This window comes from Actinoplanes sp. NBRC 101535, from assembly GCF_030269225.1.
Taxonomy (GTDB): Bacteria; Actinomycetota; Actinomycetes; order Mycobacteriales; family Micromonosporaceae; genus Actinoplanes; species Actinoplanes rectilineatus.
The window spans coordinates 526,537-539,497 of sequence record NZ_BSSY01000001.1 but is presented as its reverse complement, the minus strand read 5'-3'; the positions used below and the strand labels follow the sequence as shown (position 1 = coordinate 539,497).

Here is a 12,961-nt window from a genome sequence, read left to right as displayed (position 1 = left end):
ACCTCTTCGAGGGTGCCCGGAGGGTGTCTTTGCCCAGATCAGTAGCGAATTCGGCAGTATTGCGCCACAGGCATGAGGAGAAGGAGGTAAGCAGAGAGATCAGGATGCGCTGATTCACTCACGGTGCTGGAGCCATTTCACTCCGTAGCATTGAAGAACATCCAGGAGGTGACCCCCAATGGAAGACACCGAGCTGCACCGCGAGCGGATCCTCCGGCACGTCAGTCCCATCATCACCGGCCGTTTCCTCGGCTTCCAGGCCTCGTACACGCGCGAGGTCCAGGTCGGCCGGCCACTGGCCGTCGCCGTCTTCATCGCCGCCGGCATCGCGCAGATGGTCGGCGCGCTGCTCCGGATGAAACCGGCCCGGCGGACCCTCAAGGAGCTTCGCAAGGGTCCGGAGTTCCTGGTCACCCCGGTCCGCCTGCGTGACGACCTGGGACAGACCTACGAGATCGAGATGCACGGACAGCTGCCGCAGTCGGCGCTGCACCGGGGCGATCTCGTCCAGGTCCGCACCCAGCCGCAGGCCGACCCCACCCTGCCGGTCAAGCTGATGCAGGTGGTGAACCTGACCACCATGCAGCCACTCACGCCCCGCATCCCGACCCGCTGGTCGCACCTCGGCCCGGTCCTGCTCATGCAGGCCACGCTGGGGCTCGTCATCTTCGGCGTGGTGCTCGCCGCCTGGCTACGCTGACGCCGCACTCCGGGGCCCGTCACCAGCGGGCGGTGTGGAAGGCAGGGCCGGCGGGTATACCGGCCGTCCATGGTCAACCTGACACGGCACCGCACCGTTCGCCTGGCGGCAATGGTGAACCGAAGCGGTGAATCCGCAGTGGACAGCGGTCATCATGAGGCCGAGGGGAAGCCCGCCGCCCCGCGCGCTCTCCCCCGCCGCTGACGGCTCGGAAGGTGGTGCGACATGGGCGAGAAAGTCGACCAGACCAACTTCACCCGGGAGGACCGGACCAGGTACCGGCAGAAGATCCGCCGGAGCCTGGACGTCTTCGCGACCATGCTGCGGGAGTCCCGCTTCGACTTCGAGCGGCCGATGACCGGCATGGAGATCGAGCTCAACCTGATCGATGAGGCGGCCGATCCGGCGATGCGCAACGCCGAGGTGCTCGGCGCCATCGCGGACGAGGACTTCCAGACCGAACTGGGCCAGTTCAACGTCGAGATCAACCTGCCGCCGCGGCGGCTGGCCGGTGACGACTTCGCCGAACTGGAACGCGGCCTGCGGGCCAGCCTGAACGAGGCGGAGCGCCGCGCCCGGACCGCCGGGGCACACATGGTGACCATCGGGATCCTGCCCACCCTGCGGCGCGAACACCTGACCGGCGAATCGATCTCCGCCAACCCGCGGTACCAGCTGCTCAACGAGCAGATCTTCGCGGCCCGCGGCGAGGACCTGGACATCCGCATCGACGGCGTGGACCGGCTGGCGGTCACCACCGACACCATCGCGCCCGAGGCCGCCTGCACCAGCACCCAGTTCCACCTGCAGGTCAGTCCGGCGGACTTCGCGGCGTACTGGAACGCCTCCGAGGTGATCGCCGGGGTGCAGCTGGCGCTGGGCGCGAACTCGCCGCTGCTGTTCGGGCGCGAGCTCTGGCGTGAGACCCGGATCCCGCTCTTCGAGCAGGCCACCGACACCCGCTCGGAGGAGATCCGGGCGCAGGGCGTACGCCCGCGGGTGTGGTTCGGGGAACGCTGGATCACCAGTGTGTTCGACCTGTTCGAGGAGAACGTCAGATACTTCCCGGCGCTGCTGCCGATCTGCGACATCGACGATCCGGCGGACATCCTGGAACGCGGCGAGATCCCGGAGCTGAGCGAGCTGCGGCTGCACAACGGGACGGTGTACCGGTGGAACCGCCCGATCTACGCGGTGGTCGACGGGCGGCCGCACCTGCGGGTGGAGAACCGGGTGCTGCCGGCCGGGCCGACGGTGGCGGACACGATCGCCAACGCGGCGTTCTACTACGGTCTGGTCCGGACGCTCGCCGAGGCCGACCGCCCGGTCTGGTCGCAGATGAGCTTCCGTGCGGCCGAGGAGAACTTCCACAACTGCGCCCGGCACGGCATCGACGCGAGTGTCTTCTGGCCCGGTCACGGCACCCTGCCGGTCACCGAGCTGGTGCTGCGCCGGCTGCTCCCGCAGGCGGCCGAGGGGCTGGACGCCTGGGGTGTCTCCCCCACCCACCGGGACCGTCTCCTCGGCATCATCGAGCAGCGCTGCCTGCGGCACCGCAACGGCGCGGCCTGGCAGGTGGAGACGCTGCACGCGCTGGAGGCGCAGGGCCAGGACCGGCAGCGGGCGCTGCACGAGATGCTGCGCCGCTACCTTCCGCTGATGCACGAGAACATCCCCGTCCACGAGTGGCCCGGCGTCTGAGGGTCGTCATCGCCGGGTGCGGCGGGCGGCGTGCCGGAACCGGGTCTGCGGGTCGCGGGCGTGCCGGAACCTGTTGTCCGAGACGGTCAGCGGGTCGTTGCCGCGGACCAGGAGCAGGATGCCCGCGCCGCCGGCCAGTGCCAGGACCGCCAGGGTCGCCATTCCGGTGACCTTGGCGCCGGTGGTGGCCAGCGACGCGTCGTCGCTGCCGGTCCCGTCGCTCTCGTCGGTGCTGCCGCCGTCGTCCTCGTCCTCGCCGGCGGTCTCGTCGTCGCTGTCCGCGGCGGCCAGCCTCATCGGCACCTCGAGGGCGTTGTCCGCGGCGTTGCCGTCGTCGTCCACCGTGCTGACGGTGATCTTCAGGGCGTGCACGCCGGCCTTCTCCACCGTGCCCACCTTGAGGGTGACCAGCAGCTGGCTGCCGCTCTCGGCCGCCGAGTCGGGGCCCACGCAGCGCACCGCGCCGGCCGCCACGTCGGTCGCCGCCGTACAGGTGGCGGTGGTGGCCGACGCGATGGTCGCGGTGCTCTCGTCGGTGTCCCCGACGATCTCGACGCGCTGCACGGTGGTGGCGGCCGGCGGGACGAGCAGGAACTCGACGTCCTTGGCGGTCTGGGTGCCCTTGTTGCCGTAGTCGACGCGCAGCAGCACCGACCCGCCGTTGGTCGCGGACACCGTGCCGCCGGAGTACTGCAGGCTCAGGTCCACCGGGAACTGCTTGACCTTGAGGCTGGGCAGCGCCACGTCGGTCTTCCCGCCGCAGGCCAGGTCGAAGACCGGGGTGCCGGTGGCGAGCGCGGAGTCGAGACAGCCACCGCTGAGCGTGCTGCCCGGCGTCGCGCCGGTGCCGACCACCACCGGCAGCGCGATCCTGGTGGTGCCGCCGGCCGCGACGTTCACCGTGCAGGTGACGATCCGGGCGGTGCTTCCCGCGGTGCACCCGGCCGGCAGGATCCCGCGTGTGGTGCCCTGAGGCAGGACCGCGGTCACCGGGTACGCCACCGCCGCCCCCGTTCCGGAGTTGGACAGGGTGATCGGCAGGACGGTCGTCTCCCCGCGGGCCGGCGTGGCCACCGAGGGCGCCCCGACGGCGACGCTGACCGCGGTGCTCGTCCGGTCCGTGCTGACCAGCACGCCGGCGGCGGTGACCTGGTCGGCCGGGTCGGCGGGTTCGACCAGGGTGACGCCGGTGACCTGCCAGGTCGGCGGGTCCTCGCTGTTCTCGGTGCTCCTGGCGAGCGTCACGCCCAGGTTGAGGGTGCGCGGGGTGCCGGCGGCCAGCGCGATCCGGGTGCAGCGGACCGCGTCCTTGGCGATCGTGCAGGTGTCGCCGCCGATCGCCGCACTGGTCAGGCTGATCTCGGCGGGCAGGGTGGTCAGCGGGACGGTCAGGCTGAGGCTGCTGAACCCGGTGGTCGTGCTCATGGTCACCTTGGCGGTGCCCTTGCCGCCCGGCTTGACCACCGCCGGGGTCAGCGTGAGCGTCGCCTTCTCCCGCAGCGGCTGGTCGACGGTGGTCCGGCCGAACCCGGTGTCGCCCTGGTCGCAGGTGGTGTTGCCGTCGGTGGAGAGGCAGCCGTCACCGATCTCGACGCCCTCCTCCAGGGTCGGGTCGACCACCAGCGGCAGGGCCCAGCTCACCGAGGAGCCGACGTCCAGGTTGTACGCGCAGGTCAACAGCCGGTTCCCGGGTACGGCCTGGCAGTACTGCGCGATCGTGCCGGTGAGGGCGCCGAACGTGGTGCTGGTCGGTGCCACCACCGTCACCTTGCCGTCGCGGGCGTCCGAGGGACCGTAGTTGGTCGCGGTCGCGGTGATCGTCTTCGTCGCGCCCGGTGTGGCGGTCCCGCCCGTGCCGGTGATCGTCCAGGTCACCTTCGACGACCGGTCGGCCACCGTGGTCAGCGCGGCGCTGCCGGTGACGACCTGTCCGCCGGCGGTGACCGTGATGCCGGACGGCGTCCAGGTCACGCCCGGGGCCACCGTGCCGGCCACCTGGGTGATCACCGAGACGGCGTTGTTCTTCCCGGCGGCCAGGTCGATGCCCGTGCAGGTGACCAGGGCCGGGGTCAGCACGCAGGCGGAGCCCTCCGGTCCGCCGGCGGCGGTGACGGTGACTCCGCTGGGCAGGCCGGTCAGCGGGATCGCGATGGTCGCCGCCGTCAGCGCGCCGGTGCTGGTCACTCGGATCACGCCGGTGCCGCTGCGCCCGGGGACGACCGTCGCCGGGACGCCGTCGACGGTGAGCCGGCCGAGCAGCGGGACGGCGAGCGTGACGGCCGGGATGGCGGTGTCCGCGAGCGTGCAGGCGCTGTCCTCGTCGAGGTCAACGCACCCGCCGGTGAGCGGGATCCGCGGGTCGGCGGTGGGCGAGACGGCGAACGGCAGCGGCAGGCGCACCTTGGCGTTGCCGCCGACGTCCACGGTGCAGGTCGTGGCGGCGCCGGACGCGCCGACCGCGCAGAGCGAGGCGGTGGTGCCGGCCGGCGGGGTGAAGACGGCGCCGGCCGGGGCCAGGAAGGTGTAGGTGACGTCGTGGGCGGTGGAGCTCCCCGCGTTGGCCACGGTCACCGCGAGTTCACCGGCGTCCCCCGGGTTCAGCAGGCCGGCGAGCGGGGCGGTCACGTCGACCGTGACGTCGGTGTCCGCATCGCCGATGGTGGCGGCGGTGAGTGTCCGCGACACCGACTGCAGCCCCTCGGTGACCGTGGCGGTCGGCGTCCAGGTGTCCCCCGGCGCCGCCGTGCCGAGCACCGTGGTGTTCAGGGTGACCGTGGTGGTGCCGCCGGCTTTCACGTCCACACCGGTGCACGTCACCGTCACCAGGTCCAGGCCGCACACCGCGCCGGGTGCCTGGGCGCCGGTGACCGCCATGCCGGCCGGCAGCGACACCAGCGGCACGCTCACCGCCAGACCGGTCCGGGCCCGGGTGGCGGTCAGGTCCACCCCGACGCTGCCGGTACGCCCGGGCTGGATCGTCGGCGGGTTCGGCACCGTGACGGTCAGCCCCTGCGCCAGGGTCGGGGTGAGGTGCAGGGTGGGCAGCAGCGTCTCGCCCGCCCCGCAGGTCGAGTCCCGGTTGGTGTCGACGCACCCGCCGGAGAGGTCGGTGTCCGGGTCGGCGTTCGCCGGGACCTGCACCGGGAACTGCCACTGCAGTGCCGGGGCGCCGGGTGCCAGGTTCACCGTGCAGTCCAGCTGGGTGACGCCGACGGTGGCGCAGTCCTGGGCGGTGGTGCCGGTCAGGTCGCCGAAGGTGGTGCCGGCCGGCGCCTTGATGCGGGTGACCGCGGCGAGGGCGTCGGACGGGCCGGCGTTGGTCACGCCGACGGTGAGCGCCGCCGTGCCACCGGGGGCGATCGTGCCGGCCGGGGCGGTGATGGCGTATTTCAGGTCGGAGACCGGCGTCCCGGTCCGGATCAGCGCGCCGACGGTCTCGGCGACGTCGCCGGCCGCGTTGGTGACGGTCACCGCCGGCGGGGTCCAGGCCACGTCGCCGGGCATCGACGACGCGGCTTTCAGCGCCACCGTGACCAGGTCGGTGGTGGCGTTCGGCGCGGTCACGCCGGTGCAGACGATCGCGCCGGCCAGGGTGCAGATCGAGCCGGCCGGGCCGGTCGCGCCGGTCACCGTGAGCCCGGTGGGCAGACCGGTGAGCGGGACGGTGGCGGTCAGCCCGCTGAGGGCCCGGTCGGCGGTCAGCCGGAGCACGCCGGTGCCGGTACCGCCCGGGACGATCGTGCCCGGTTCCAGGCTGACCTGGGCCTGGGCGCCGAACGGCTTGCCCAGGTCGAACGCGGGCAGCGGGGTGTCCGGCGAGCCGCAGACGCCGTCGACGTTCAGGTCGAGGCAGCCGCCGCTGATGGTCGAGCCGGGTGTGGTGGTCGCCGGGATGTCCAGCGGCAGCCGGAACGGCAGCGCGCCGACGGCCAGATCGGTGACGCAGGTGACCAGCGTGGACGAGTCCTTGGCGCACAGGCCGGAGGCGGGCGCGTCCAGGACGCCGAAGGTGGTGCCGTCCGGCGCCTTGATCGCGGCCAGGGCGTGCGGCAGCAGCGACGGCCCCGGGTTGATCATGCTGATCCGCAGGTCGGCACTGGTGCCGGGCAGCACCGTACCGTCGGCCGGCACGGTCACCGGCACGGACAGGCCGCTGCCGTTGTCGGCCGCGCCGACCGTGGCGACCAGATTCTTCAGCACGGTGGTGTCGGTGAGGCCCTGGGCCAGCGTGATCGCCGGGGCCCAGGTGTCGCCGGGGTGGGCGGCCGGGTCGGCGGCCAGGGTCAGGTTCAGCTTCGCGGTGTCACCGCCGGCGATGTCCACGTCCGGGCAGGAGACCGCACCGGCGGTGACGGTACACCCGGCCCCGGCCACGGTCGCCGCGGTGACCGCGAGGCCGCCCGGCAGCCCGGCCGGGTCGACGGTGAGCTTCAGGTCGTCGCGGTCGAGGGTGGTGCCGAGCTGCACGGACGCGATGCCGGTCTTTCCCGGGGTGATCGTGGCCGGGGCCGCCGAGACCAGCGAGAGGACGTCGGTCAGCGGCTCACGCAGGTCGAAGTCGCCGATCTTCACGTCGGCCGGGTCGCACTTGCCGTCGCCGCCCAGGTCCAGGCAGCCGCCGGTGATGGTGGACGCGGGCGCCGGGTTCGGCACGGCGATCGGCAGGTTCAGCGTGGCGGAGTCGCCCGTGTTCAGGGTGATCCCGCAGCTCAGCGCGGTGCTGGTGAGCGAGGTGCAGCCGGCCGGGAGGGCGTTCGGGTCGAACGTGGTGCCGGCCGGGGCGAGGGCGGTGACCGGGACGGCGTCGGCAAGTCCGGTGCCGGTGTTGTCGACGACCGCCTTGACCAGCGCGGTCGTGCCGGGCAGCACGGTGTCGTCGGCGGGCACGTCCACCAGCGCGCCCAGCAGGTACGGCACGACGCCGGTGTTGACCAGCACGCCGCTGCCGCCGACCGCCTCGCTCAGGGAGTTCAGGACCTGCGAGCCGGTGACGCCCCAGACCTGGTCGGTGGGGGCGGCCGCGTCCACGGTGACCGGGATCGACACCGTGGCGACGCCGGGCGCGCTCAGGTCGATGCCGGAACAGGTGATCGTGCCGGTGCCGGTGACGCAGGTGCCGCCCTGGTCCACCGTCGGGGTGCCGATCTGCATGGTGGGCGGCAGGTTGCCGACCGGAACGGTGATCGACAGCGGCTGGCTCTGCCCCTGCAGGGCGTCGATCAGGAGACCGGCGGTGCCGGTGTCACCGGGCGCGATGGTGACCGGCGCGGTGTGCACGCTGACCTGCCGGTCGAACGGCGTGCTGACGGTGATCGGGCCGATCGTCACGTCCGGCGGGGCCAGGCAGTGCCCGTCGTTGTCCAGGTCGACGCAACCGCCGGTCAGGGTCTTGCCGGGACTGGCGCCCGGGTCCACCACCAGCGGGATCGAGGTGACCGCGCCGGTCGCGCCGGCGAGCAGGTCGGTGACGCAGGTCAGGCCGCCGGTGCCGGCGTTCGCGGCGCAGCCGGCCGGCGGGGCGCCGACGGTGACGCCGACCGGCGGGATCACCCCGACGGCGACGCCGACCGCGTTCGAGTCGCCGTCGTTGGTCAGGGTGACGCCCAGCGTGCCGGTCTTGCCGGGGTCGATCGGGCCGGGTGTGGTCACCACCGGGACCAGGTCGATGTCGGGCAGGCCGACGGTCGCCAGCTGCTTGGTGGTGGTCAGCAGGTCGGCGCCGAGCCCGGTGGTGATGCCGGCCGCGTTCCACACCCCGCCGGGGGTGGCGCCCGGGTCGGCGGTCAGATCCAGCTTGATCGGGGCGACCGTGCCGGACGCCACGTCGACGCCGGTGCACACGTACGGCAGACCGGCCGCCGCCTGCAGGCAGCTGCCCGAGTCCGGGGTGACCGCGTCCAGCGTGAGGCCGCTGGGCAGCCCGCTCACCGGGACGGTCACCACCAGGTCGTCCAGCGGCGTCTTGCCGCCGGTCAGTCGGAGCGTGGCGTCGTCGCTGCGGCCCGGCACCACGGTGACCGGGTCGGCCTGCACGGTCAGCGCCCGTTCCAGCGGCACCGCCAGCGAGATGTCCGGGATGACCTTGTCACCGGTCCCGCAGCCGGCCACCCCGTCCAGGCTGACGCAGCCGCCGGTCAGCGCGGTGAACGGGTCGGCGCCGGCCGGGACGTTGACCGGGAAGGTCAGCGGGCCGGTGCTCGCCCCGGCGGCCAGCGGCATGGAGCAGACCGCGGCCAGGCCGAGCGCGTTGAGACAGCCGGACGGGACGGTCCCGAGGGTGGTGCCGAGCGGGGCGGTGACGGTGAAGACCGCCGGCTTGGCGTCCGAGGGTCCGGTGTTGGTCACGTCGACGGCCAGGTCCGCCACCCCGCCGAGGCCGACGGTGCCGCTCGCCGGGACGGTGACGGCACCGGTCAGGGTGCTCACCGGCGGCTCGACCACGGCCAGCGGACCGGCGGCGACGGCGCTCTCGGTGGCGTTCTTCACCCCGATGCCGACCGCGGTCCACAGCCCGGCCGAGCCGCTCGACGCGGAGGCCACCTTCAGGGTGACGGCGGTCGGCGTACCCGCGGTGAGGGAGATCCCGGTGCAGGTGACCGGGCTGCCCAGGGTGCAGGTGCCGGTCGGCACGCTCGCGGCGGTCACCGAGGCGCCGGCCGGCATGCCGGTGGTCGGCACCGTCACGGTGAGGCCGCTCTCGGCGCCGGTCGAGGTCAGCGTGACCTTGGCGTCGCCGTCCTGACCCGGCTTGATCCGGGCCGGCGTGGTGGTGACCGTGGTCCGCAGCTGCAGCGGCACGGCGACCGTCAGGTTCGGGATCAGCTTGTCGACCGCGGCGGTGCAGGCGCCGTCCGCGTCCAGGTCGACGCAGCCGCTGGTGACCGCCTTGCCGGGCAGCACGTTCAGGCCGACCTGCAGCGGGACGCTCAGGGACAGCGCCGGGTCGCCGGCGGCCAGGTTGACGGTGCAGGACGCCAGGGTGGTGCTCGCCGCCACCGTGCAGGCGCCGGCCGTGGCCCCGGTCAGCGTCCCGATCGTGGTGCCGAGCGGGGCGATCACGTTGACCGGCGTGTTCGTCGCGTCGGACGGGCCGGTGTTGACCAGGTTGACGCCGAGCAGCCCGCCGCCGCCGGGCAGCAGGCTGCCCACGTTCAGGCTGAGCGAGGCGTCCAGGTTCGGCTTGGCGCCGGTGACCCGGGCCAGCTCCGGGCTGCCGGTGATCGACTGGCCGCCGGCGGCGACGGTGACGCCGGCGGCGGTCCACGACGTGCCGGTCGCGGCCGACGACGCGGCGGCCACGGTGAGTGTGACGTCGGCGGAGGCGCCCTTGGCGATCGTCAGGCCGGAGCAGCCGGCCTGCGACGCGGTGAGCGCGCAGGAGGCCCCGGACGGGCCGGTCACGGCGGTCGCGGTGAGACCGGCCGGCAGGGCCGCCAGCGGCACGGTCAGCGCCGTGCCGGTCAGCTCGTTGCGGGGCGCGGTCACGTGCACGGTGGCGGTGGCGGTGCTGCCGGGCGTGACGTCGGCACGGTCGGCGGAGAGCGCGGCCTGCGCGGCGAACGGCACCCGCAACGTGAACGCCGGGATGGCCCGGTCGGCGCTGTCACAGCCCGGGATGCCGTTGACGTCCACGCAACCGCCGGTGACCGCCTTGTCCACGTCGGCGTTGGCGGCGACCTTCAGCGGGACGGTGAGGGTGCCGGTGGTGGCGTTCGCCGGCAGGTTCGCCGAGCAGAGCAGCATCGAGCCGATGCTCAGCTTGCAGACGGTGGCCGCCTGGCCGGTGAGCGTGCCGAAGCTGGTGCCGACCGGCGCGACCACGCTGAACGTGGCCAGCGGGGCGTTCGACGGGCCGCTGTTGGTGACGCCGAACGTCATCGTGGTGTCGCCGCCCGGCTCGACCGTGCCGTCGGCGGGCGCGGTGGCGGTGGCCGCCAGGGTGTAGCTGACCGTGCCGGTGCCGGCCAGCGGACCGGCCGCCAGGGTCGTCTCGTTGGCGGTCGTGAGGGTCACGCTCGGCGCCCAGGCCTTGGGCGCGATGGTGGCCGGATCCACCGTGATCCTGACGGCGATGTCCTTGCCGACGCCGGCGGCCAGGGTGATGCCGGTGCAGGTGAGCGCGGTACCGCCGGTGACGCAGGTGCCGCCGGGCACGGTCGCCGAGGTGATCGTGAAGCCGGACGGCAGCAGCAGCGTCGAGATCGCCGCGTTCAGCGCCGTCTCGGCCTTGCTGGAGGTCAGCGTGAGCGTGCCGGTGCCGGTCGCGCCGGGCGTGATGGTGGCCGGGGTGAACGTGGTGCTCAGCCGGGTGGCCAGGCCGCTGCGCAGCACGATCGCCGGGATCTTGACGTCCGGTGAGGCCCCGCAGGCGCTGTCGCCGTCCACGCTGAAGCAGCCGCCGGTGACCGGGGTGGACGGGTCCGCCAGCGGTGACACCACCAGTGGCAGGGTCAGGCTCACGCCGGTGCCGTCCGCGGGGATGTCCGCGGCGCAGTTCAGCTGCAGGTTCAGCAGGGTGGTGCTGCACAGCGTCGCGGCGGTGCCGGTCAGCGGACCGAACGAGGTGTTGTTCGGCGCGACCACCACGAACTTGCCCTGCTTGGCGTCGGACGGCCCCTGGTTGTAGACCTTCGCGGTGACCGACGCGGTCTGCCCGGGGCTGACGGTGCCCTCGGCCGGGACGTCCGCGGTGACGCCCAGGGTGTACCGCGGGGCGGGCGTGACGATCGTGCCGGTGGCGGTGCCGCCGGCCGGGCCGGCCGTCGCGGTGACCGGGGTGCCGGTGGCGGCGGCCCAGGTGGCGGTGGCCCCGGAGGCGAGGGTGACCGGCACCGAGATCGTGGTCGACTTGCCGGCCGGCACGGTCACCCCGGTGCACGTGGTGACGCCGGACGTGGCGGTGACGCAGGTGCCGCCGTTCGTACTGGTGACCGTGCCGACGGTGTACCCGCTCGGCGGCGCCGGGATCGTGATGGTGGTCGACTGGGACGCCGCGGCGCCGGAGTTGGCCACCTGGATCGTGGCGGTGGCCGGCGCGCCGCCGGGTGTCGCGGTGGCCGGGGTGATCGTGACGCCGCCGGTGAGGTTGACGTCCGGGTACCCGATGGTGAGCAGCCGGCCCGCACCGGTCACCGCGGTGCCGTTGAGCGGTGCGGTCACCCCGGAGACGTCCCAGGTGGCGTTGACGGCGGCGGCGAGGGAGGCGGAGGTGCTGAGGTCGACGGCGACCGACCCGCCGCCCGGCACGGTGATCCCGGAACAGACGATCGACCCGGTGACGGTGCACGCCGTGCCGCCCGCGGTCGCCGACTCGACGGTGACACCGGCCGGGAGGCTGGTCAGCGGGATCGTGATGGTGGTGAGGGCGTCCGACGGACCGGTGTTGGCGACCGTCAGCCGCGGCGTGACGATCTTGCCGGCCGGCAGGGTGACCGGGGTCGTGGTGACCGTCCCGGAGAGCGACTTGCGGGCCAGCCCGGTGGCGAGCGTGCCGCCGCCGGTGATCTCCATGGTCGCCGTCGGGGCCTGCGGCACCGGCACGCTGGTGGCACTGATCGTGCCGACGGCCGGGGCCCAGGCGGCGGTGTTCGAGGCCGCCGACGCCTTGAGCCGGACCGGGAGCGAGATCTTCGCGTTGCCGGTGCCGGGCACGGTCACCCCGGTGCAGACGATGTACGCCGGATCCGCCGTGCTGCACGTCCCGCCGCCGGTGCTGGTCGGCAGGTCGACGACGTACGTGGCCGGCGGCTGCGGGATCTTCACGGTGGTGTTCTGCGCACCGGTGTCGCCGACGTTGGTCACCGTGACGGTGGCGGTGCCCGATTCGCCCGGCGCCAGCGCGACCGGCGTGGTGGTGATCGTGCCCAGTTTGATCGTGCCGGAGCAGACCGACTCGGCGACCACCACGCTGCCGTTGGCGATCACACCGAGGGCGCCGTTGAGTAGGCCGACGTCGAGCGCGCGGACGTTGTAGTCGAACTTGCCGGTGCTGGTGTTCCAGGTCGCGGTCCGCTTGTCGATGGTCACCGACGCCAGGCCGGGCAGGTTCAGCTTGAGGTTGGCGTCCGGGTTGAGGATCGGCGAGCCGCCGAGCTTCAGGTTGGCGATGTCGACGGTGGTGGTTATCCCGGAGGAGTTGACCACGCAACTCGTCTTGATCGCGCCGGTGCTGATGCCGGCCGCCCCGAGCAGCCCCAGCCCGGCCACGTCGGCCTGGGCCCGGCCCCCGCCGCCGCTGGTGGCCGGCCCGGCGGTGGCGGTGACCGCGCCGAGGTTCAGCACCGAGACGCCGAGCGCGTTCAGCCCGCCGTTGGCGACCGACTGGGTGGCGGTGGGGCCGCCGTCCACCCAGGTCTGTGCGGCGTTCGGACTGTTCAGGGTCAGCGGCACCACGCCGTTGAGCACGTTCAGGCTCAGCCGTAACGCCTGGGCGGACGTGGCGTAGCTGTTGGACGCGGCCAGCACTGCGGACCTGCCGCTGGTGGCGACGGCGACCGCGGCGACGACCACGATCGCGACCCACCGGCGCACGTCCCTCCGAGACGAGAGCACGAGCCGATT

General features: G+C 73.4%; 3 protein-coding genes. 2 read left to right on the top strand and 1 reads right to left on the bottom strand.

Annotated features, from left to right (window positions below; all coding sequences use genetic code 11):
• The first annotated feature begins 178 nt into the window (after nucleotides 1–178).
• Nucleotides 179–700: a hypothetical protein gene (locus tag QSK32_RS02275; protein ID WP_045745774.1), complete on the top strand. Its 522-nt coding sequence runs from the start codon at nucleotides 179–181 to the stop codon at nucleotides 698–700.
• 225 nt (nucleotides 701–925) lie between these two features.
• Nucleotides 926–2,401, top strand: a complete 1,476-nt coding sequence (locus QSK32_RS02270) for a glutamate-cysteine ligase family protein (protein ID WP_045745775.1) — start codon at nucleotides 926–928, stop codon at nucleotides 2,399–2,401.
• A 6-nt stretch (nucleotides 2,402–2,407) separates the two neighbouring features.
• On the opposite strand, the gene QSK32_RS02265 is transcribed toward QSK32_RS02270, so the two are convergent.
• Nucleotides 2,408–12,931 carry a beta strand repeat-containing protein gene (locus QSK32_RS02265; protein ID WP_285471079.1) on the bottom strand — a complete coding sequence of 3,508 codons (10,524 nt, stop codon included), beginning with the start codon at nucleotides 12,929–12,931 and terminating at the stop codon, nucleotides 2,408–2,410.
• Nucleotides 12,932–12,961 lie beyond the last annotated feature (30 nt).